This is a genomic window from Streptomyces sp. NPDC048255 (assembly GCF_040652415.1).
Classification (GTDB): domain Bacteria; phylum Actinomycetota; class Actinomycetes; order Streptomycetales; family Streptomycetaceae; genus Streptomyces.
This window is the reverse complement of sequence record NZ_JBEZMA010000092.1, coordinates 1-20,531: the sequence shown is the minus strand read 5'-3', so window position 1 is coordinate 20,531 and position 20,531 is coordinate 1. Positions and strand designations below refer to the sequence as shown.

Below are 20,531 nucleotides of genomic sequence, written 5' to 3'. Positions count from 1 at the left end.
GCCGATGCTCCGCATCGACTCCCTCCTCCGCCTTGCGATCGCACGCACCAGACCCCACCAGCACCGCCCTCCGGGCGGCCGACGCCACTTTGACGACACTCCCTAGGGGCGGAGGACAGCTTCTGCGCGGCAGCCCGCCCCGGCGGTGCCCGGTCCGCGCGCCCCGCAGGGGCGGGCCTCTTCCCGCTGCTGGAGCCGGTCGCGCAGGACGGTGAGTCGGGGGGGCGGGACCTGGCACATGCTCACCGACAACGTGCCTACCAGGAACTCGCCGGCGCCGACTTCACCCAACCCGATCCCGAACGCGCCACCCGCCGGGCCGTAACCCAGCTCGGCTGCACTGTCACCCTCAACCTGAGGGAGTTGGCACCCCGGCCTACGAACCGTCAGGCCGATGATCCACTGTCGATGACCAGGTCGGTGCCGACGACCGAGCCGGCCGCGGGCGAGGCGAGGTAGAGCACCGCGGCCGCCACTTCTTCGGCCTCCGCGACCCGGCCGAGCGGGTTTTCTGTCTTCACCCGCTCGGCACGGTCGGCCTCGGTCTCGCCAGGCCGCAGCGACATGGGAGCGGCGGAGGCGCCGGGGCTGACCGCGTTGATGCGGATGCCCTGGTGGATGTGGTCGAGAGCGGCGGCGCGGGTCAGCGCGGAGACCGCCGCCTTGGAGGTGATGTACGCGGCGGCGTTCGGGATCCGCATATGTGCACCCAGGTTGGAGGAGACATTGACGATGGTGCCGCCGCCGTTTCCCTTCATGTGGGCGATCTCGTGCTTCATGGCCAGCCAGACGCCGGTGACATTGGTCCGCAGCACCGTGTCCCAGTCCTCCTCGCTCACCTCGCCGACGGGTACGGTGGCGCGGAGTATCCCGGCGTTGTTGACCGCGATGTCCAGTCCGCCGAAGCGGGTGACGCTCTCGCGTACGAGGTTCTGGAACTGGCCGGAGTCGGTGACATCGGCAGTGACGGCGGCGGACGTGCCGCCGGTGGCCTCGATGAGACCGACCGTCTCGTCCAGGGAGGCCGCGGTGCGTCCCGCGGCGACCACGGATGCGCCCTCGGCGGCGAAGGCCAGCGCGATCGCGCGGCCGAGGCCGGAGCCTGCGCCGGTGACGAGGACCGTCTTGCCCGTGAAGCGGTTCATGTTGGTGACTCCCTTGAGTGATGGACTACTTGGTGCGGTGGTTCAGGAGGGCCACGACGGCGAGGGCGGCCCCCGTCGCGGCCAGGGACGAAGCGTCGCTGCCGAGCGTGAGCAGGCCGGCGAAGAGGACGGTCGGGCCGCATTCCATCGCAGTGTTCAGCACGCCACCCGCGAGCCCGGTCTGCTGCTGCGGTACACCTTCGGTGGCGAGCACGGCGGCTCCCGCGAAAGAGGCCGCGGTACCGGCCGGCAGCAGCACAAGGCCCGGCAGCAGGCCGTACGCGTACCAGGTGTGCGCATCGAGCCCGGTGAACGCGAGGAGGGCGAGGCCGGCCGCGCCGGTGCCCAGCCCGGCGGCCGTGACGGCTCCGGCCCCGTACCGGCCGATGAGCGGTCCTGCCGCCCGGCCCGAGGCGATCAGTGCGACGGCGAACGGTACGAAGGCGGCCGAGGTCTGCAACTGTGACCAGTCGCGCGCCTGCTGGAGGTGGAGTGAGAGAACCACGAAGGTCATCGCGGTCCCGCAGGCACTCAGTGCGATGGCCGTGAGGGCCAGGGCCCGCCGCCGGTCAAGCAGGAATCGGGGTGGCAGCAGGGGGTCGCGGGCCCGGCGCTCGGCGTACCAGAACGCGGCCAGCAGCACGGTCCCGCCAAGCAGCGGCACGAGCACGCCGGCCGACGACCAGGGTTGGGCGTCGGTGACGACGAGCCCGTAGCTGGCGAGAGTGATCCCGGCGGTGGCGAGCAGAGCACCCGGCAGGTCGAGCGTCCTGCCCCGGTTTGGTGCGGTGTCCGGCAGCAGCCGGGGCGTGAGGGCGAGGGCTGTGACCGCCACCACGAGTGGTACGGCGAAGGTCCAACGCCAGGAAAGCAGCGCCGAGATGACGCCGGAGAGCAGATTGCCCGCAGTCGCGCCGAGCACCGAGAGCCCGCCCCAGGTGGCCATCGCCCTGCCATACGCGGCCGGGGAGGGGAAGACGGCGCGCAGCACGGCCATGGCAGCTGGCGCGACGAGGGCCGCGCCCGCGCCCTGTGCGAAGCGCGCCGCGAGCAGTGTCCCGATACTGGGGGCGAGCGGGGCGGCGGCCGAGGCGGCGGCGAAGAGGACAAGGCCTGCGGTGAGGGCGCGCCGCCCGCCGTAGCGGTCGGCGAGGCGTCCGCCGAAGAGCAGCAGCCCGGCGAAGGTCAGTCCGTAGGCGGCGCTGAGCAGGATCAAGTCGGCTCGCTCGAGGTCGAATTCGTGAGCGAGACGGGGCAGCGGTATGGCGATCGCGGCGAGCGTGAAGATCAGCGTGGTCTGGACGCTGCCGAGGAGGACGAACGCGCATCGGTGCTGCATGGTGGTGACGCGGGCGGTGCCCGTGGCGGTCATACTTCCCCCCTGATATTTGACCGATCGGTTCATTATTTGGACGCGCAAAAGGGGCCCCGTGGGTCCGGTGGGTCCGGTGGGTCCGGTGGGTGTGATTCAGTCCAGCAGGGCCAGCGCCTGTTCGGCCGCGTCCCGCACCCGGGCGGGATCGCTCGACGCCTTGCCGACGATTCGTACGCCCTGCAGCAGGACGAGCAGCATGCGGGCCAGCGCGCGCGGATCACGGTCCTCGGGAAGCTCGCCCTGGGCCTGGGCCCGCACGAGCGCGGAGTGCAGTGGGGTCTCGACGTGCTCCCAGCTGATCTCGACCCGGCGGGCCGCTGCAGGGTCGTGCGGGGCCAGCTCAGCCGCGGTATTGGTGACGAAGCAGCCGTTCAGCCGCCCTTCCGGGGAGGCGGCTTCCGCGGCGAAGCGGCGCACCACCGCCCGCACCGCAGGCAGTGCGGGGCCCGGCTGGGACAGCTCGGCCAGGAGGAACGGGTCGCGCATCTCGGCGTACCGGTCCATGGCCTTCAGATACAGCTCATGCTTGCTACCGAAGGTCGCGTAGATGCTGGCGCGGCCGATGCCGAGGTGCTCGACGAGATCCGCCACTGACGTCGCTTCGTAGCCGCGCCGCCAGAACAGCTCAAGGGCCGACTGCAGCGCGGCGTCCGGATCGAATTCCTTGGTCCTGGCCACGTCGAAGACCATAGCCCTATCTGGACCGGTCGGTCAATAATTGTGGGCCGGGCCCGGCCTGCGCTGCGTGAGCAAACACCGGACGCTGCGACATCCCGCCGCCCGCGTCATCGACAAGCGTCGCCCTACCCCGAGGAGTGAGACGGCTCCGATAACGCAGACCCTCCACGTCGACGACGCCTCAGTCACCCGCACCGGCGTCCAGTGCCGCATCCGGCGCCGTACCCACCGTCCACCCGGCCTTGGCGGCGAGATGCATCCACACTTCGAGAGCGCGCCGCCGATCTGCGGCTGCGCCGTGTGGGTGCGAGTGACCGGAGGCGTTGCCGGAGGCAGGCAGTGGCGGGGCCCCGAGGGCCCCGACTGCATGCCCGCCGGGACGGCGTGTCAGAGCATGGCGAGCCGGTCCACCAACAGCTCCACCCTAGGCTCAGCGTCCTCGGGCAGCAGGCGGCCCGCTCGGGTCAGGGTCGCCAGGCCGTGCAGAGCCGCCCAGAACACCTCGGTGAACAGCCCCGGATGGACGCCGTCGCCGGCGACCTCGGCGAGGCACTCGAGCAGGGCGGCGAAGGCGTCCTTCAGCGGCTCGGGGGTGTCCTCCTGCGCGTACGCCAGGCCGCCGTCGAGCTGGAACAAGGCGTCGTAGACCGCCGGGTTGCGCTCGGCGAAGTCGAGATAGGCGCGGGCGAGGGCGGCGACCCGCTCGCGCGGGCTGTTCGCTCTGGAGGCCGCGGCACGCACCGTCGCGGCGAGCTCGACGGCGCCTTCCAGGGCGACGGCGCCGATGATCGCGCGCTTGCCGCGGAAGTGGCTGTACAGGACGGGCTGGCTGTATTCGATGCGCTCGGCGAGCCGGCGGGTGGTGACTGCGTCCCAGCCCTGCTGCTCGGCGAGTTCACGGGCTGTCGCCACGATGAGGCGCTCGCGCTCCGCCCGTTCGCGCTCCTTGCGTTCCTTTACCGACATGACTCGATCCTAGCACCGCTAGACAATCGAGCGTTAGCAGTACTAGCGTTGCCTCATCATCTAGCAACGCTAGTTCACGGAGGGATCGTCATGCTCGACGCACTCGAGGTCGTCACCACCGTCGTCGTCGGCCTGATGGTGGGGGTGGAGTTCTCCGTCCTCTTCATCATGAACCGGATCCTGGACGCGCTTCCGGAGGACAGCGGCCAGCTCGGCCACGCCCACGGCGGCCGGATGCTCGGCGCCCTGATGCCGTTCTGGTACACGGGCTCGCTCGTCCTCAGCGCGATCTGGGCCGTCGCCGGCCGGCACCACCACGGCGCCGGACTCGTCGTCATCGCCGCCGGACTGCTGATCCTCAGCGTGGTCATGTCGATCCTGCTGCTCGTCCCGATCAACAACCGAAACAAGACCTGGACCCCCGAGAACCGGCCCGCCGACTGGAAGGAGCAGTTGCACCGCTGGAACCGCTACCACTACGTCCGCGTCGCCGTCATCGTCACCGCGTTCACCCTGCTGGTCGCCGCCCTCGCCTGATACCACCACCGCCCCGACATGTCCTGGTTCGCGCTGTATGTCGACCGCTTTTGCCCCGTCGGGGTGAGTCTGTGAGGGCATCGGACTTCTGACCCCGCGGGCCGAGGCCGCGCCGGTGGCCGATCCCCACTCCTCGGGGGCGGCTGACCACCGAAATCCCCGACATCCGGGAATGCAGCTGCCGCTCAGATCCCACAACTGCGATCCCGGCAGCTGCGCCCCTCGATCGGCCGCGTCCACGCGGCCTGATCAGGCCTCACACGACTCGGCAAGCTCCACGAAGCTCACCAAGCTGACGAAGACTCGCATGGAGAAGAATGGAAGCACTCGCCGCGTACGGCGACATGACCAACCTGCTGGCCCACCACGGCTCCGTGGCCACCGCGCTCGGCGTCCACGGCCTGACCGCGACACTGATGGTGGTCAACGGCCTGCTGATCATGCACGAGACCCGCAACGTCGCGGCCGCTCCGCCTGTGGTTGGCCGCCCAGCGCCCCTTCCTGGCTGAGTCGGCAGTGCTGCGGGAGGCGCTCGGGCCCGAGCTGTACGAGGCCGTACTGGCCGTCCGCCGCGCGGACGAGGAGCTGTTCGCGATGTTCACCGAGGCGGACGTCATCAAGGCCGTCCGCCGGCGGTATGGACTGGCTACTCCTCGGGCTCCCAGGCGATCAGCTGCTCGAACACCTGCTGGTCGCCCTCGATCTTCAGGTCGCTCAGCGTGAGGCGGCCCCAGACGAAGAGGAGCAGCTGCTCGGCCGTGCCCGTGGCCGAAGCGGAGGCGGGCGCGGCGTCGTCCGTGAGGGGTGCGGGCCAGGCGCCGGTGCCGTCCAACGCGAGGAGCCAGGAGCGGCCCTCGGTGGCGTGGTAGTGGATGGTGGCGGCCTCGTGCGGCCAGGCCGCCGGGGTCGAGTTGCAGGTGTCGAGAAACTCGGCCACGCCGTCGATCGCGACGTCCGCCGGCATCGGCTGCACGGCGCCTGCGGCGAGCTGGGCGTCGTAGGTGTGCACCAGCACCTCGTGCACCCGGCGCCGGGCAACGCCCCAGGCATTCGTCGGCGATACGCCGGCGCCCCACCACACCCAGCACTCGCGCTCCGGGCCAGCCTCGCGCAGCGCACTCAGCAGCAGCTCGTTCGACTCGGCGTACCAGGCCAGCAGCGCCTCGAGCTCGCGCGGCACCTCCGCAGCATCCTTGGCCGGCGGAGCCTCGGCCGGGCCCGCGGCGACGATCGCGGCCCACCAGCGCTGGCCCGTACCCAGGTGCTGCACCAGATCGAACAACGTCCACTCGGGGCAGGACGGCACCGGCGCCTCAAGGCTGGGCCCGGCGGCAACCGCACTCCGGAACGCGGCCGACCGCTCGTCGATCAGTTGCAGCAGGGCGGAAAACTCAAGACTCTCTGTCACATCGCTTACCTATCACCCCGGCTCAGCCGACCGCACCCTATTTTCCAGGCCTGCAGGGCATCCTGTTCGTGCTGCACACCGGGATCCAGTGGGAGTGGCTGCCGCCCCAGCTGCTGCCCCTGCTCGACGCGATCCCGCGGATCCGCGGAGTGACCGGTCGCCCCCGTCACCGGCCGCGGCAGTTGTTCGCCCACCGGGGCTACGACTTCGACAAGTACCGTCGGCTCCTGTGGAAGCGCGGCATCAAGCCGGTCATCGCCCGACGCGGAGTTCCGTACGGCTCCGGCCTGGGCTCGGTCCGCTGGGTAGTCGAGCGGACGAACGCGCTCCGCACGCCCCTGCCTCCTTTGGCCTACTGTGTTTGCGGCCCTGTGGAGGACGATCTTGCGGCACCGCCGCGAGAGGGTTGATCCGTGCGAACAACCATCGGATACACCGTCGAAAGCATCGGCTACGTCGTAGGAGTCTCGGCGGGCGGTCCGTGGCGAGTGGGCGTACGGCATCCCGAGAAGGCCGACCGGTTGCGCACGGTGCTGGAGATCACCGACGGCGCGGTGGCGACCTCCGCGCGATACGAACGCGGTGACCACATCCCCGACGGCCACGCCGGCTGCCCGGCGAGCGGACTGCTGAGCATGACCGTGCTGGCCCCGACGCTGACCGAGGCAGGCGCAACGGCGACGGCGGCGTTCGCGATGGGCGTCGAGGGCATCGAGCGGGCTGGCGCGCGGGAGGGCTGCGAGGTGTTCGCGGTCGACGCCGAGCACCACGTCTTCCGAAGTCCGGGACTGCCCGTCGCAGCCGGGGCGCGCCCTGTGGTCAGGCCCGGTGCCTGACCGCGAGTAGGGCGTCCTTGACCTCCTGCGCCACGCGGGCCGCGTCCTCAGGGTTGTTCACCACATCGGTGTGGTTCATGTCGACTACGAGGACCTCACTGGCCGAGTAGTGCTGGTGCACCCAGTTGTCATAGCCGGACCACAGCGTCCGGTAGTACTCGACGAGGCTCTCGTCCTGCTCGAAATCCCGGCCCCTCAGGCCGATGCGGTGCAGCACCGTCTCGAAGTCCGCCCTGAGGTAGACCATGAGATCGGGTGCCTTGCGGTACGGCAGGCCGTCGATCTCGCGCATCATCTCGTGGAGCAGCCCCTCGTACACCCGCATCTCGAGGGAGCTGATCCGGCCCAGGTCGTGATTGACCTTGGCGAAGTACCAGTCCTCGTAGATGGACCGGTCGAGGACGTTGTCGCCCTGCTTGTACGCCTCCTTGATCGAGGCGAACCGCGTCTGCAGGAAGTAGAGCTGGAGCAGGAAGGGGTAGCGCCTCGCCTGGATCTCCTCGGGGCTCGCAGTGTAGAAGAGCGGAAGGATCGGATTGTCGTCCACGCTCTCGTAGAAGACCTCGCTGCCCAACTCCTTGGCGAGCAGTTCGGCCACACTCGTCTTGCCGATTCCGATCATGCCTCCGACGCAGATCACTGGCATCCCTCACTTCTCCCTGGGGTCTTCTGTTCGTGGGCGGGTCAGCTGGGCACCTCACACCACCGAGACGCACGACGACGGGCACGCGATTCCCTGGGAGCTTCATGATCAGCGTCATATGGTCCCCGTCCGGACCAGAATCTGACACAAGCAGCTCTCATCGACCGGCCGGCCTGCCCTTTCCGCAGTCGCCGCGCACAGCGACGAGCCGCAGACCCGCGGCCAGCCTGAATCTTAAATGACGGTTCGCCCCGCGTCGGCCAGAGCGTCGGCACCCGACTCACCCTGCTCGTTTCCGTGAATGGCCGAAGTCCCGCCTGGACCGGCTCGGGAACAAAGCCGTCCGCGTCCACGCGGGCCGAAGAGCCGTCGGCCACGCCGTCCGTGTCCGCTCTGCCCGAGAAGCCGTCGGCCGGGCCAACCGGCGACCTGCCCGCGCCCAGGACGGCGGAGGGCGCGATCCAGCGGTACGAGCAATACCTCCATGCCCTGGGCCGTGAGGACATCGACAAGGTCTGCAAAGTGGCCGGGCCCGCCGCGCAGAAGCCACAGGACCAGGGGCTCGGCCCGTGCACGTCGACGTACGCCATCGTGTTCCAGATGATCTCGCCCGCGCAGAAGAAGGCCCTGCAAACCGCGACGGTCGACCCGCAGCGCATCGCCGTGCGTACCCCCGGCAAGATCGAGATGCCGGTCGAAGCGGTCAGGGCTTCGGCAGCCTTCTCCGAGAGCGACCTCGGCAGCTACACCCTGGAGTACCTCAAGAACGATTGGTACATCACCGACTGAACCCGACGCGCCGTACGTGGAGCCACCCGGTGGACGGCTCCGCGCGCACGCCACCCGGTGGCCGGCCGACCGGCGGCCGTGCATCCCCGGGTTGACATTCGCGGGGCACGGAACTGGGGGTCCGCACCTTCATGTCCGGCGGAACGCTCCGTCGTCAGCGAGCGCGTCTTCGTCCACGGCGGTGCCCGCCCGCTGTCGATCGGGGGGCCACTACCTCGCTGGGGACGTGTCGTTGTCCTGGTGCGGGGCGCGGCGCGGCCTGCGGACCGGGGTACAGCGAGTCGTGCAGGGAAGGGCGTTGGGGTGTCGGTGGCGGGGTCGGGCGGGCGGAGTGTGCTGGTGACAGGGGCGACGGGAGGTTTCGGCCGGGTGATCGTGTTCCGGCTGGCGGGCGCGGGCTGGGACGTGATCGCCGGTGCACGCGATCCGGACAAGGCCCAGGGCCTCGTGGCAGATGCCGCCGGGCGAGGCCTGGCCCTGCGCACCGTACAGCTGGACGTCGCGTGCGAGACATCCTGCCGCCAGGCGCTGCGCGAGTGCGCCGAGATGACCGGTGGCGGTCCGTGGGCGCTGGTCAACAACGCCGGCATCCCGCAGGCAGGCGCGGTCGCCGACGTGGACGACGAACAGGCCCGTCGCCTGCTGGAGGTGAATCTGCTGGGTCCGGCTCGGCTGTGTCGGCTCGTCCTGCCGGCCATGGCCGCCCGTGGCGGCGGCCGGATCGTCAACATCTCCTCGGGCCTGGGCCGGGTCCCCTGGCCGATGGGCGCCTGGTACAGCGCCGGCAAACACGCCCTCTCGGCCCTCACCCACTGCCTGCGCGTAGAGGCCGCTCACCTCGGCGTCCGCGTCAGCCTGGTGGAACCCGGCGCGTTCGCCACTCCCATGCTCAGCCGCGCCCTGACCGACCTCGACACCCTCCGAGATCCGGCGAACCCCGGATACGAGGGCACCACACGCCTGTTCACCGCCGTGGACCGCCGAGTGCCCGGACCGGAACCGGTGGCACGCACCGTCGAAGCGTGTCTGACGGCCCGCCGGCCGCGTCCCCGCTACGTCGTCGGCCGAGACGCCCGCCTCCTGATTCCCCTCCACACCCTCCTGCCACTGGCCTTCACCGACCACCTCAAGCACACGATCACCGGGCTTCCCCGCACCTCCGCACCCGCCGCACCACCACAACCTGAACCCGGAGAAAGGCCCGGACGCGTGAAGGAGACGGCGTGAACCCCTACAGCCGCATCACCCACGCCGCAGTTCACCTGCCCGACCGACGCCAGCACGTCACCGAGATCGAACAACTCCTCGACCGCTACAGCCCCACCCTCAAACTCCCCACCGGACTCTTACAGCGCGCCTTCGGCCTGCACGAACGCGCCGTCGCCGACCCCGGCGATCTGCCCTCCGACCTCGCCGCCCGTGCCGCTGCCCGCCTCTTGCACACCGCCCGCCTGGTGCCGGCCGACATCGACCTGCTGCTGTTCGCCGCCGTCAGTGCGGACGTCCGCGAACCGGCCAACGCCCATATCGTCGCGGCGAAGACGGGCATGACCTGCCCGGCCTTCGACATCGGCAACGCCTGCAACGGTGTCGTCAACGCTCTCCAGGTCGCCGACGCTCTCATCCGCACCGGCCAGCACCGCCGCGTCCTGATCACCTGCGGGGAAACCCTCACCCGCCTCTCCCGATGGAACCTCACCCGCGATCAGCTGCGCACCGGACTGACCTCCCTGACCGGTGCCGACCTGGGTGCCGCCCTTCTGGTGGAGTCCTCACCCGTGCCGGGAATCACCGGCTCGGTGTTCCTCGCCAACTCCGGGGGATGGCCCGCCGCGACCCTCTACGACCCCCACCACGCCCCCGACCACCCTCAGGGTCTTCACGTCGACTCCGACGCCCTGCTGGGCTCCTTCGTCGACCTCGACGCCCAGGGGGCCCAGTGGCTCAAGGACCAGCACGTCGACGTGCGCGACCTCGATCTCGTCTGCGTCCACCAGCCGTCCGTGCCCTTCGTAGACGCCTTCCGCGCCCGCATGGGCATCGACACCGCGCAGATCATCCCCACTTTCCCGCACACCGGGAACACCGCCGCCGCGACCCTGCCCCTCCAACTCGCCCACGCCGTCGGCCATCGCCGACTAACCCCGGGCGACACGGTCGCGCTCTTCGGACTCGCCAGCGGCGCCAGCGGCGCGGTGATGCTGCTGCGCTGGTGACCGACCCCGGCAGCGGTCCCTGACGCAGCCCCCGAGGCGACTGCCCCACCTGGCCCCGGGCGCGCGATCGGGTCGTGTCGCCATCCGGCCGCATCTGATGCCGCTCTGGGCGGCCGCCGGACGGTCATTGCACTGAAGGCACGCACTCGGAGCGAGTAGGGAAGGGTGCCACGTTGCTGCGGTACCCGGCGCCCCGCTGCTGAATCCGATCCAGGCCGGCACGACGCACTGCGCGCCCGGAAGGCACCGGTAAGCGCACCGACCGCACGGTCGGTGCGCATCCGCGGGGCCCGTCGGTGCATCTGGTGTGCATCGACCGCGGGCAGGGGTGACCGGTGCTGCCAAGGCCGCCGCGTTGTTCAGGGCACGAGTTCAGGAGCCGATGAAGCGGGTGGCGCCCACAAACGGGCGGTTCGCCAGGGGCTCCTCCCTTACCCTCTCCCCGGTCCTGGGCGAGTTGATCATCATCGGTACGCCCTTGTCGTTCCTGCCGACGTAGATGCCCACGTGTGTGACGTTCGAGGTGCTGCTGCCGAAGCCCAGGACGTCGCCGGGCCGGAGGTCGGTCAGCGACGTGATCCGCTCGCCCTCGGCCGAGCCCGCGGGCGCCCCGCCGTCGCCCGCATCGAACTGCGGCTGGCTGTCACGCGGGATCGTCATGCCCAGAGCGGAGTACACCTGGCTCGTCAGGCCGGAGCAGTCGTACCCGAACCCGGCCGTACCGGACCACAGATACTCCAGACCCAGGAACTTGCGCGCTTCGGCGACCACGTCGTCGCCGCTCACCCCGGACGTCGGGACCTTCGCGAGGTCGCCGCGCTCGAAGTAGATCGGAGTGCCGTCGTTGGCCCGGGCCTCCACGACGGATGGGGCGCCCGCGACGGGCTTGACGGCGAACTCCGTGTTGAACGAGTACTCGGTGCCTGCCTTGGACGGCGCCCCCGCCGCCAGTGCCTGACGAGAGCCGTAGCCCCAGGCCGTCGGGCTCGTGACGCGCTCCACGGTCGTGCCGGACGGGGCCTTCTTCCGGAGCTTCGTCAGCTGCCGGTCGGGCACCCATCCGGGGTAGCCGGCCGCATCCCTGGGCGTGGGCTGACCGTGGACCACCACCTTGTCCCAGAGCACGCCGTCCTTGGTCATCGTGTCCACCACGGTGACCCGGCCCCCGTACAGAGCCTGTGTCTCACCCGGAACGTCTCGGCGCAGGTTGATGTCGTGGGCCATCGCGGCGAACCAGCCCCGGATGTCAACCGGGTTGGTGAGCGCCTTCGCGTCCACCGTCCGTACTCTGTCGGGGCTCACCCAGATCTGGGCGACGGACACGTCCACGTAGCAGGTCCTGGCACCCTTGCAGGCGGCCGAGGCCGCCGAAGGGGAGGGGTCTGCGGCGGAGACGTCATGCGCCAGGGGAACCAAGGCCATGAGTGCGCCGACGGCAACGGAAAGCGCGGTATTCGAGAGGGGCATACGACGATTGTCCCGCGTCGGCCGCAGCGGACCAGGGACCGATCGGCCGAGCATGCGGCTGATATCGGACCGGTCGGTCACCCGCCGGATCCTCGACGGATCGAGCGGCGTCCTCTGCACGAACGTCGGGCAGAGCAGCCCCGCGGTCCTCGCGCGCATCGAGCGGCAGTACGCCAAGTCCACGTTCGGTGGGGCTGCCGTCGTCCAGCCCCACGTCCAGGTGGAGCTGATGGACCGTCTGTGCCGCGCCGTGGGCCGTCCGGAGCACTCCGTCGCGCTGACCACGTGCGGGACGCTCGGAGTGGAGGTCGCGGTGGGGCCTGGCGAGGAACATCGTGCGGGTCGGCGACGGGAAGCGGCGCGGGGACATCCTGACGTCCAGCCTGTCGTACCGCGGCAACAACATGTTCACCCTCGGCGTCGCGGGCAACCAGATCCGCAACCCCCGCCCGGAAGACCGCTACGGTCCCTCGGACTCGCCTTCCCGGCGCCCTACCCGCCGACGCACGGTCACGCGAATGAAGGGCTCGGGTGCGATGCCTCGTGTGCCGACGAGGTGGCGCAAACGATCGACAGCCGGGGCACGGAGAACGTCGCCGCGGTCCTGACCGAGACGCCTCTGGCGAGTCATCACTGGGACGGGTGCGAGCCCGCCCTGGTCATCCTGTCCCAGGGCCTGGGTGCCGGCTACGTTCCTCTCCGTGCCTTCCCGCCGCCGCCTGTGCCAGGGCGGCGGGAAGCCGGGCCTCTACTCTGTCAGGACTGCTTCAGTCGGCCGCAGGTGTCCGCCTTGCCTACGAGGCAGACGTAGAGCTCGACATCCTTCAGGTTCTTGCCGCTGCCCGAGGTGGCTATCTTCCTCAAGGGCTTCGGTACCCAGGTACCGCCCTCCCACGACTTGAACTTCGTGTACAGGCCGACCTGATCGTTGGGGCACTGATCCTTCAGGGTGATGGACCACTCCGTACGGTAGATCTTGCCGGAGGCAGGACCGTCGGCCGTCTCGAACCACTGGTAGTTGCCCTTGGCGGAACCGCAGCTGTTCTTCACCGTGGTACCGGTGTGGGTGCCGCCGGCAGCTTCGGCCGAACCGCCCAGAGCGAGGACCAGGCCTACGGCGGCGGCCGCGGCCGCTAAGCCACGGCCCGCGGACTTCAAACCCTGCTGTGCCATGGGAACTCCTTCATGAAGTGCACTGACGTGCGCTGATGGGTTCTGACGGCCTGAAAGTTATCCCGTACGCTCCTCTGAGCACGGCCCACCAGGGGTTGATCACCGGCTACGCCCCGAGTGGTACGCGCTCTACCCCTAGGGGTGTATCAGGGAGGGCGTCGACACCCCCGGCCAGCGCGGTTGGAGGCGATCTGCTTCGCCGAGATCCGCGGCTCCCAGGGTGGAACGTGGATTCCGCTGCACCATCCCGGACAAGGTCGACCAGCTCGCGGACCGCCGGAAGCTCGGCGCTCCCGGTGGCCGCCCGCCGACGTTCGGCACGACCGACTACCGAGCGCCACGCAGTCGACGGCGGCACCAATCGCCTCAAGAGGCACCCGGCGGTGGCCACCGGTACGACAAGCTCGCCGTCCGCTACTCAGCGACCGTTCCCATCGTGGGCATCAACGAGTGGCTGTGCCCGGCTGTCGTACGAACCGGCCAGGACGGCGCGTCAACGTCAGGAATTCATCGCGGCTCGGTCGGACTCACTGCGCAGAACGCAGAATTCGTTGCCTTCGGGATCAGCAAGGATGGCCCAGCCTGAACCATCAGAATTCCGGTGATCAGCGACAAAGGTGGCACCGAGGCCCAGCAGCCGGTCCACCTCCTGATCACGCGAGGTCTCAGGGCGCAAACACAGATGGATCCGGTTCTTGATCGTCTTAGCCTCGGGCACCTGGTTGAAGTACAGCACTGGGCCCTCCGCCAGCAGCACCTGAGTCTCCCGGTCACCCGGTGTGACATCCGGATGCATCGGACTGCCCGTCACACTGCTCCAGAACCGGGCCTGCTCGTAGGCATCCGCACAGTCAATCGCCACGTTCTGCAATATCGAAACCATGTGCCCCAGCCTTCCTGACTTCCCCTCCAGACGCCACCGAGCTGCGCTCATCGTTCGGGCACGCAGCTCAGGCCCCTGGCAGCACTTCCGATACACGCCGTTGGTCGAGAGCGTGCAGGACAACGGCCGGGAGCTGCGCCTCAACCGTGACGGCAGCACGAAGGTCGAGCGGATCACTGGAACTGCCCATGACCCATGACCGCTGGACCGGCAGCGCCACCACGGCGTCCTCGCCGACCTCACCGACACCGAGGCCGGCGCGGTCCTGCTCGGGAGCGACGCCCTGGGCAGGTGGTTGGAACGGCAGAAGCATCCCGCCCGTAACCCACACGGCGTAGCGCTCGGCTGGTTTGAGGCCTGCGCCTTGACCTGGATCTCCAGCACCGTACCGCTGCGCGTCCGGGGGTGCCCGGCATGCGGTCCTGTCTCCTTCCGGATCAGGTTGGTGATGTGAACAGCAAACCTCGGATAGTGGTGGAGCCGCCGGACAGTCGTGGTTTGCGGGATGTCCGCTTGCGGGGTGAAGTCATGGGACGGGCCTGGTCTCTGGGAGACCTGCGCAACCTGTTGCGTCGTGCCGGCTTCCCGAAGGGCTTGGACCTGGATGCCGGTGAGCTTGTGCATTGGCGGGGTGGCGGATCCGAGGTCTGGCCGGACCGGCCCTGGAGACGGCGGGCAACTTCTGTCCTGATGGCTGCGGGTCTTCTCATCACCGCAGGCGTGCTCGGCAAGATCGGGAAAACGGACGTCTCGGATGCCCTGACGTTCGGGGGACGCGCAGCAGGCGCCACGTTTCTCTTTGCGGGCGCCGTGGAGATGATCGCGGCAATTTCCGCCTTCGATTATTTGGGTAAACGGCGCTGGGTCTACTCCGGAGCAGCGGCTCTCATAGGCATCGTGATCGCACTGGCCTTGAATGCCCTACTGCTCGTCATGCAGATCGATGCCGGAGAATACACTCATTACGCCTGGATTTGGCCCACCGTCCTGGTCTGGTCTTTCTGGGCACTGTGGAAGATCAACCCTCAGCAGGTATGGAGAACGTCACCCCACCCTAAAAAAGTCGCGACCGGCGCCGCAGTAGCTGGGCTACTATCCCTCGGAAACTTGCTCTACTCACGGGTGTACGTACCGTACTCCAGCCCCCTCACCCTGGACATGGTAGTCAAGTTCGAGGAACCAAAGCTGAACGCCAAGCGCACCGTCTTGTACGTTCCGATGACCGTGACGGTCAAGAACAACGGAAAGGTTCCGCTTTACATCCTGGGCACTCTCTACAACGTCTACGGACGTTCGGCAGCCTTCACCGCAAAGGCCAAGGGCATTGCGGACTGGAAAGCCGACATCCAGGACAGCGAGAGTGTGGAGCGGAACACCAGGGTCATGGGGTACGACCTGATCAGCTCCGGGGAGGTCATGGAAGACTCTGGCGGCTCTTCCTTGGAACCAGGTGACTCCGTGATCGAGGAAAAGGTCCTGACCATCCCTGCAGACTCGGAATTTGATTCGATCGAAGGCGTCGCTGAGGCCGTGGCCATGAGGATGGACCGGGCAACACTCAGCCCCGACTTCCTGTCGTCGCTCGCTACGTCATGGGATCGTGAAAGCCTTTCCCATACGGAAGATGCCCCCAAGTGGGTGGCCAATCCAGGAGACGAGTACCTCAAATACCAGGCTCGACTCTATTACAGCAACGAGATTCTCAATGCAACCCGCCGCCCTCGCTACGCCACTATTTGGTGGGTCACCCACACATCGGAATTCGAACAAAAGAGCTACCTGGCGGCGACGATCTCACTGAAAAATGAAGAGAGGCGTGAGCCCAGCGCACTTGATTGGCAGGAAACGTCCACTAGTTACGGCCTATATTTCTTTAGCAGTGGCACGGCACGGGAGCCCTTCGCGGCACTCGTAAAGCCCCCCACGGAACCGCAGTGACAGAAGACGACCGGCCACGCCAGCATCACGCGCAGGCTGCCGGGATCACACCGGAGGCCGATTCCTCTCAGGGGCCGGCGTGGCGTCCGTGGTCGTGCGCGAAGGCGTCGAACACCTGCCCGGGGAGTCCCTCGGTGTGCAGGAAACGCTGGTCGAGGATGATGGCAAGGTCTTCCAGGGCGGCGCGCAGTACAGCGGCCGCGAGGCGGACGTCGGGGTGGCGGGCTCCTGCCGCCTGGTCGGCCAGGTTGTCGGCATACGGAAGGTGGCGGGCCAGAGAGGTGCGGTCGTCTCCGTCGTAGAAGTAGTACGACTCGGCGTACTGCATGAAGTCGACGGAGATCACCGAGATGCCGGCGGCGAGGCTGTCGAGGACCGCCACTCCCGCGTCCGTGTCGATCTGCTCTGTCGTGGGGTGGGTGCGCGACAAGTGCGAGAGGCGCAGCGCCAGTGAGCGCCTCCGGGCCAGTGCCGGATAGATGCCGAGGGTCCACGACACCGTCGCGCTCAGGAGGACGAAGCCGACGAGAGCCTCCATCGGGGCGAGGACGCGCAGCCAGCCGTCGGCGGGTGCGATGTCGCCCAGGCCGAGCGTGGAGACCTGGACCAGGGAGATGTACAGCGCGTCCAGGAACCCGGCGTGGTCGGCGGGCCGCAGTCCGGCGGAGTAGGTGAAGGCGTCGGGCATGTGCGGCCAGTAGATCAGGGCCCAGCCCACCACTACGGTCAGCGTCCAGACGGCGACCACGGCCACCATCGCGAGGGGTCCCGCCAGCCCGGAAGCCCGGCGCCGAGTCGTGAGGGTCCCTGACAGACCCCACAGGAATGACATGATCAGCCGGCTCAGACCTCCGTGTCGTGTGGGGTGCCACAGCGTATGGAAGACGTCCCTGAGAACGTAGAGCACCAGGACGCAGCCCACCGCATTGATGAACCAGCTCACTCGGTCCTTCCCTTCCCCGGCCGGACCGGATACTCCCTGCGCATTGTCCTCGCCTCGATTGCCCGGTAGAGGCCGCGACGCCGTCGCCTACGAGGTCAGCTGCCCGGGCGTGCGGTTAAGAACAGCTGGTCGAGGCCGATGAGTTCCAGCAGGTGGGTGACCTGTGTGGACGAGGCGTGCAGGCGGATCTGTCGGCCGTGTTCCTGGGCGGTGAGGCGGGCCCTGCAGCAGGTGTTGAGGCCGGAGGAGTCGTAGAGGGTGAGATCGGGCAGGTCGACGACGATCTCGTTCGGGCAGTCGGGCCGGGTCATCACCGCGTGCAGGGCGTTGCGCAGCAGGGGCGCCCGGTCGAGGTCGGTCTCACCGCCGACTCGTACGACGACGCTCTCTTCTCCGCTTTCCGCCCGCACGAGCGGGAGTCGGGTCTTCTTCCGGATGGTCTGCCATGCCGCTCAGGCTAAGGGGCCAGAGGGAGCGGTGCACAACACCTCGAGGCCGGAACGATCGTCTGCACCGTCTTTCGGTCAGCGGCCCCGCCGTAGGCCACGGCGGCGGCATCTCGCGGCCACCCGGGTGACCTCCGCCTGGCCCACGGCGCTGTACCGCGGCACTGTACCCACGGCAGCGCGAGGATGCACGGGCCGGTTCCCCGTTTCCGTGACTGGAGACTTCCAGTGCTCGAACGCAAACAGCTCAAGGGCCGTACCCGGGTCACTTTCATCCTGCCCGAGGACACTCCGGACGGTCCCGTCAGCGTCGTCGGAGACTTCAACCACTGGAACCCCGCCGCCCACCCCCTGGAGCCCCGTGGCGACGGCACCCGCGCGGCAACGGTCGTCCTTCCCGCCCACAGCGCACACTCCTTCCGCTACCTCGCGGCCGGCGACTACTGGTTCGACGACGAGCAAGCCGACAGCCACCACGGCACCAACAGCCGCGTCCACACCTGACTACCTACCTGGCCTGCAGGCATCCGCCCGACCCGCCCCCGGGCCGGCCCGGCGCGGCGGCCTTCCTCACGCATGCCCTGACGGGCTGGCCGACGACCTCGCCCCTCGCCTGCCGGTCACGGCCGAACACCGGTTCCCCGACTCCGAACCGGCCGCCCATGCATTTGCGGCGCCCGGCCCCGGGGCGAAGCAGCCCGCCGGGCAGGCGGGGCTGGGGCCCGCGGCGGTCACGGACGCGTCGCGGTCACTCCCGTCTCCCGCCTCTGGGCAGTGGCCGTGGCAGGCGACCGGGTTCCTCCTGTACGAGCACGCGAACGGCGGCACTTACAGGTGCACGGCCGCCGTCATCGTCCACAACAACAAGTCGACGCTCTGGACAGCGGCGCACTGCGTGCACACGGGCAAGACCGGCAACGGCTACCACAAGCAGATGGCGTTCGTACCCGGCTACGACGGCGAGAGCGCCCCCTACGGCGTATGGGAGAAGGCCACCTCCTACGTCCCCACGTCGTGGATCACGGACACGGACTACCGCTACTCCGAAATGGCGGCCATCACCCTCAAGCCGGCCACGAACGGCGCGAAGATCCAGAACGTCGTGGGCGCTTACGGCTACGAGTTCCGCAGCAACTCGCCCGAGAACTCGTTCGTGTTCTCCCTGGGCTACCCCGCCAACGGCTACAACCGGCCCGATTCGGACTTCGCCGACGACAAGATGCGGTACTGCACCGGCCCCACGGTCGACGCGTCCGATTTCAACCCGCTCGACCAGCGCCTCCAGATGAACTGCGACATGGGCGGAGGAGCCTCTGGCGGCCCGATCGTGAAAAACTTCACCACCAGCGCCCAGATCGTCGGGGTGAACAGCCACCGCTACACCAACAGCAGCGGGGGATGGCTCGACAACCGCCTGTTCTCCTCCGAGCACGGATCTCAGGCCGTGGCCGTCTACAACGCCGTACGGTTGAAAGGCCGCCGTCCGGGGCCCTCACGCCGCCCCGGCTGGACCCACCCGAACTCGGAGACACTCATGGCCTTAAGGGCACGCACACGCGCGATGGCGACCGCCGTCGCCCTGGCGGCGGTCGGACTCGTCACGGCAACCGCCATGGCCGAGCCGTCGCCTCCCACCGCCGATCACCAGGACGCCCCGCCTGTTGCACCCGGCGAGATGACGTTCCAAGACCTGAAGAATGCTCTCCGCAACGGTGACCACGGCAAGCCCGGCGGCCCGCTGCGTATCGCCCCCGACGGAAGCGTCCTGCCTGACCATTGAAGCTCTCCCGGGAAGAACCGTGAAGCCGGCCACCGCACACAGCGGTGGCCGGCTTCATTTTCGTGTCAGCCGCTTCGGGATCCGAGAGGGTTCTTGCGCCGCTCTCTCGGCAGGCAGCCTGCGGGCCAGCGCCTTGACCTCGGCGGGCTGCAGCGATGTGAACTAGGCGGGACAGGCCACTTGGACAGGGAAAACGCAACTTCGACAGGGCCCGCAGAGGCAGCTACCTTCACCTGGTCTTCGGCAATCGCCCACGGTCGCACAGGAGTTCCTTCAGGGCTGAGCCACCCTCGACGGATGAGCTGGTCACGCCCCACGAATCCTCGCCCCCATGCGTAAGCCACCGAACAGGGTCCACACCAGGCACCCCCAACCAGGGAGAGACACATGCCCCGTCTTGCGCTGTACACATTCGGCGTCCTGAAGTCACCTCTCGCCGATCCCGCACCTCTCACGCGCGAACTCCACGACAGCGGCGAGCCCATCTACCGGAAGATCAGCCAGCACCCCGGGTACCTCGCTCATGCTGAAGCGGCAGACGGCGACCGGGGCACACACTTCGACTTGGACTGGGGTGCATGGGGAGAGTTCGCCGTACCGACCTGGTACGGCAAGGGCCATACGGTGGAAACCACCGCCCTGGCCACGACCCTCTCACTCTGGACCGACCTGCGCCCCGCCTTCGACGCCATCTACACCGGTCTGCACCGAGAGGCGCTGAACAGGCGTTACGACTGGTTCGAGAGGACAGGACACCCGAGTTACGCGTTCTGGTGGGTCTCCGACGGCGTGATACCCACCTGGCAGGACGGGGTTTCCAGGCTGGAACACCTCCACGACCACGGCTCCACGCCGCAGGCCTTCACCTTCCACCACTCGTTCGCCCCGGAGGGAACTCCGACCAGGATCACAGGCATCGGGCCGAAGAGCGACCAAGTTCGCTGACTAGGACCTGACACGCAGCCCGCTCGCGGCACGTACCGCCGTCGTCAACGGACCTCGCCCCGGCTCCCCCGGCTCCCCCGGCTCCCCCGGCAACCGCTGTGTCCATGTTCCCCAAGGCCGGGGGTGAGCCCGTGCCGTGGTGGGCGGTCTGGACGATGCCCAGGCCAAGGGGACATGCCTACGTCACCGGTGTCGGTGATCACATCCCTCCCTGTCCACCCAAATAGGGGAATCATTCCCGTATTTGTGGCTTTCGGATGGCGTTGTTCCTAAGGGCTGTCCCGTAAATGATCTCGAGTCGTCTCAGGCATGGTCGGCTGCGGTGCGGGCCCGCTGGTCTATCCGGCGAGGGCGAGGTTGTGC

At 68.5% G+C, this 20,531-nt stretch carries 21 protein-coding genes and 2 pseudogenes; 11 read left to right on the top strand and 12 right to left on the bottom strand.

What is annotated here, in order from left to right; genetic code table 11:
• Positions 1-386: 386 nt before the first annotated feature.
• From AB0D94_RS35920 to AB0D94_RS35905, 4 genes are all read right to left on the bottom strand, one after another.
• Positions 387-1,145 (bottom strand): SDR family oxidoreductase, encoded by a 759-nt coding sequence (locus tag AB0D94_RS35920; protein WP_362061458.1) that lies wholly within the window; start codon positions 1,143-1,145, stop codon positions 387-389.
• 25 nt (positions 1,146-1,170) lie between these two features.
• Positions 1,171-2,517 carry an MFS transporter gene (locus AB0D94_RS35915; protein WP_362061455.1) on the bottom strand — a complete coding sequence of 449 codons (1,347 nt, stop codon included), beginning with the start codon at positions 2,515-2,517 and terminating at the stop codon, positions 1,171-1,173.
• A 96-nt stretch (positions 2,518-2,613) separates the two neighbouring features.
• A complete protein-coding gene (locus AB0D94_RS35910) occupies positions 2,614-3,198 on the bottom strand; it encodes a TetR/AcrR family transcriptional regulator (protein WP_362061464.1) in 585 nt (194 codons plus the stop codon).
• Positions 3,199-3,585: 387 nt separating this feature from the next.
• Positions 3,586-4,164 (bottom strand): TetR/AcrR family transcriptional regulator, encoded by a 579-nt coding sequence (locus AB0D94_RS35905; RefSeq protein WP_362061452.1) that lies wholly within the window; start codon positions 4,162-4,164, stop codon positions 3,586-3,588.
• Positions 4,165-4,254: 90 nt separating this feature from the next.
• Between AB0D94_RS35905 and AB0D94_RS35900 the strand changes: the two genes are divergently transcribed.
• Together AB0D94_RS35900 and AB0D94_RS35895 are read left to right on the top strand one after the other, a co-directional pair.
• Complete coding sequence (locus AB0D94_RS35900; RefSeq protein ID WP_362061449.1) at positions 4,255-4,701, top strand: DUF1772 domain-containing protein; 447 nt, start codon at positions 4,255-4,257, stop codon at positions 4,699-4,701.
• 317 nt (positions 4,702-5,018) lie between these two features.
• Positions 5,019-5,210 (top strand): hypothetical protein, encoded by a 192-nt coding sequence (locus tag AB0D94_RS35895; protein ID WP_362061446.1) that lies wholly within the window; start codon positions 5,019-5,021, stop codon positions 5,208-5,210.
• Positions 5,211-5,347: 137 nt separating this feature from the next.
• Here the strand turns inward: AB0D94_RS35895 and AB0D94_RS35890 are convergent, their stop codons facing one another.
• Positions 5,348-6,109: a maleylpyruvate isomerase family mycothiol-dependent enzyme gene (locus AB0D94_RS35890; protein ID WP_362061443.1), complete on the bottom strand. Its 762-nt coding sequence runs from the start codon at positions 6,107-6,109 to the stop codon at positions 5,348-5,350.
• Positions 6,110-6,216: 107 nt separating this feature from the next.
• On the opposite strand from AB0D94_RS35890, the pseudogene AB0D94_RS35885 reads away from it, so the two are divergent.
• Both AB0D94_RS35885 and AB0D94_RS35880 read left to right on the top strand, forming a co-directional pair.
• Positions 6,217-6,435, top strand: a pseudogene (locus AB0D94_RS35885) (IS5/IS1182 family transposase); the annotation flags it as partial.
• A 138-nt stretch (positions 6,436-6,573) separates the two neighbouring features.
• Positions 6,574-6,945: pseudogene (locus tag AB0D94_RS35880) on the top strand (FAD:protein FMN transferase); the annotation flags it as partial.
• Here the strand turns inward: AB0D94_RS35880 and AB0D94_RS35875 are convergent.
• Positions 6,929-7,591, bottom strand: a complete 663-nt coding sequence (locus AB0D94_RS35875) for a deoxynucleoside kinase (RefSeq protein WP_362061440.1) — start codon at positions 7,589-7,591, stop codon at positions 6,929-6,931. The pseudogene AB0D94_RS35880 and the gene AB0D94_RS35875 overlap by 17 nt on opposite strands.
• 381 nt (positions 7,592-7,972) lie before the next feature.
• Here AB0D94_RS35875 and AB0D94_RS35870 point away from each other — a divergent pair, with 381 nt between their 5' ends.
• The 3 genes from AB0D94_RS35870 (at position 7,973) to AB0D94_RS35860 (ending at position 10,593) form a co-directional block, all read left to right on the top strand.
• Positions 7,973-8,377: a hypothetical protein gene (locus AB0D94_RS35870; protein ID WP_362061437.1), complete on the top strand. Its 405-nt coding sequence runs from the start codon at positions 7,973-7,975 to the stop codon at positions 8,375-8,377.
• Between the two features lie 339 nt (positions 8,378-8,716).
• On the top strand, positions 8,717-9,604 hold the full coding sequence (locus AB0D94_RS35865; protein ID WP_362061434.1) for an SDR family oxidoreductase: 888 nt from the start codon (positions 8,717-8,719) through the stop codon (positions 9,602-9,604).
• Positions 9,601-10,593 carry a 3-oxoacyl-[acyl-carrier-protein] synthase III C-terminal domain-containing protein gene (locus AB0D94_RS35860; protein ID WP_362061431.1) on the top strand — a complete coding sequence of 331 codons (993 nt, stop codon included), beginning with the start codon at positions 9,601-9,603 and terminating at the stop codon, positions 10,591-10,593. The genes AB0D94_RS35865 and AB0D94_RS35860 overlap by 4 nt, the downstream gene beginning before the upstream one ends.
• 372 nt (positions 10,594-10,965) lie before the next feature.
• On the opposite strand, the gene AB0D94_RS35855 is transcribed toward AB0D94_RS35860, so the two are convergent.
• The 4 genes from AB0D94_RS35855 to AB0D94_RS35840 all read right to left on the bottom strand — a co-directional run bounded on the left by AB0D94_RS35855 (position 10,966) and on the right by AB0D94_RS35840 (position 14,429).
• Entirely contained in the window at positions 10,966-12,060 is a 1,095-nt protein-coding gene (locus tag AB0D94_RS35855) for a C40 family peptidase (protein WP_362061428.1), read from the bottom strand.
• A 756-nt stretch (positions 12,061-12,816) separates the two neighbouring features.
• Positions 12,817-13,233, bottom strand: a complete 417-nt coding sequence (locus tag AB0D94_RS35850) for a hypothetical protein (RefSeq protein ID WP_362061425.1) — start codon at positions 13,231-13,233, stop codon at positions 12,817-12,819.
• Positions 13,234-13,732: 499 nt separating this feature from the next.
• Positions 13,733-14,116, bottom strand: coding sequence for a VOC family protein (locus AB0D94_RS35845; RefSeq protein WP_362061422.1), 384 nt, complete (start codon positions 14,114-14,116; stop codon positions 13,733-13,735).
• Positions 14,117-14,183: 67 nt separating this feature from the next.
• Positions 14,184-14,429: a hypothetical protein gene (locus AB0D94_RS35840; RefSeq protein ID WP_362061419.1), complete on the bottom strand. Its 246-nt coding sequence runs from the start codon at positions 14,427-14,429 to the stop codon at positions 14,184-14,186.
• A gap of 137 nt (positions 14,430-14,566) precedes the next feature.
• Between AB0D94_RS35840 and AB0D94_RS35835 the strand changes: the two genes are divergently transcribed.
• Positions 14,567-16,054, top strand: a complete 1,488-nt coding sequence (locus AB0D94_RS35835) for a hypothetical protein (protein ID WP_362061416.1) — start codon at positions 14,567-14,569, stop codon at positions 16,052-16,054.
• A 67-nt stretch (positions 16,055-16,121) separates the two neighbouring features.
• Here the strand turns inward: AB0D94_RS35835 and AB0D94_RS35830 are convergent, their stop codons facing one another.
• The gene (locus AB0D94_RS35830) at positions 16,122-16,811 is read right to left on the bottom strand and encodes a potassium channel family protein (protein ID WP_362061413.1); all 690 of its coding nucleotides are present in this window, start codon (positions 16,809-16,811) and stop codon (positions 16,122-16,124) included.
• Between the two features lie 281 nt (positions 16,812-17,092).
• On the bottom strand, positions 17,093-17,407 hold the full coding sequence (locus AB0D94_RS35825; protein ID WP_362061410.1) for an STAS domain-containing protein: 315 nt from the start codon (positions 17,405-17,407) through the stop codon (positions 17,093-17,095).
• Positions 17,408-17,671: 264 nt separating this feature from the next.
• Between AB0D94_RS35825 and AB0D94_RS35820 the strand changes: the two genes are divergently transcribed.
• The 3 genes from AB0D94_RS35820 (at position 17,672) to AB0D94_RS35810 (ending at position 20,168) form a co-directional block, all read left to right on the top strand.
• Entirely contained in the window at positions 17,672-17,947 is a 276-nt protein-coding gene (locus AB0D94_RS35820; protein WP_362061407.1) for an isoamylase early set domain-containing protein, read from the top strand.
• Positions 17,948-17,960: 13 nt separating this feature from the next.
• Entirely contained in the window at positions 17,961-19,223 is a 1,263-nt protein-coding gene (locus AB0D94_RS35815; RefSeq protein ID WP_362061461.1) for a trypsin-like serine protease, read from the top strand.
• A 387-nt stretch (positions 19,224-19,610) separates the two neighbouring features.
• Positions 19,611-20,168, top strand: coding sequence for a DUF3291 domain-containing protein (locus AB0D94_RS35810; RefSeq protein WP_362061404.1), 558 nt, complete (start codon positions 19,611-19,613; stop codon positions 20,166-20,168).
• Positions 20,169-20,531 lie beyond the last annotated feature (363 nt).

Coding starts and splice junctions, on each gene's coding strand:
- AB0D94_RS35920 (WP_362061458.1), bottom strand. CDS start 1,145: ATGAACCGCTTCACGGGCAAGACGGTCCTCGTCACCGGCGCAGGCTCC.
- AB0D94_RS35850 (WP_362061425.1), bottom strand. CDS start 13,233: ATGGCACAGCAGGGTTTGAAGTCCGCGGGCCGTGGCTTAGCGGCCGCG.
- AB0D94_RS35855 (WP_362061428.1), bottom strand. CDS start 12,060: ATGCCCCTCTCGAATACCGCGCTTTCCGTTGCCGTCGGCGCACTCATG.
- AB0D94_RS35840 (WP_362061419.1), bottom strand. CDS start 14,429: ATGCTTCTGCCGTTCCAACCACCTGCCCAGGGCGTCGCTCCCGAGCAG.
- AB0D94_RS35915 (WP_362061455.1), bottom strand. CDS start 2,517: ATGACCGCCACGGGCACCGCCCGCGTCACCACCATGCAGCACCGATGC.
- AB0D94_RS35810 (WP_362061404.1), top strand. CDS start 19,611: ATGCCCCGTCTTGCGCTGTACACATTCGGCGTCCTGAAGTCACCTCTC.
- AB0D94_RS35900 (WP_362061449.1), top strand. CDS start 4,255: ATGCTCGACGCACTCGAGGTCGTCACCACCGTCGTCGTCGGCCTGATG.
- AB0D94_RS35905 (WP_362061452.1), bottom strand. CDS start 4,164: ATGTCGGTAAAGGAACGCAAGGAGCGCGAACGGGCGGAGCGCGAGCGC.
- AB0D94_RS35895 (WP_362061446.1), top strand. CDS start 5,019: ATGGAAGCACTCGCCGCGTACGGCGACATGACCAACCTGCTGGCCCAC.
- AB0D94_RS35830 (WP_362061413.1), bottom strand. CDS start 16,811: ATGGTGGCCGTGGTCGCCGTCTGGACGCTGACCGTAGTGGTGGGCTGG.
- AB0D94_RS35875 (WP_362061440.1), bottom strand. CDS start 7,591: ATGCCAGTGATCTGCGTCGGAGGCATGATCGGAATCGGCAAGACGAGT.
- AB0D94_RS35845 (WP_362061422.1), bottom strand. CDS start 14,116: ATGGTTTCGATATTGCAGAACGTGGCGATTGACTGTGCGGATGCCTAC.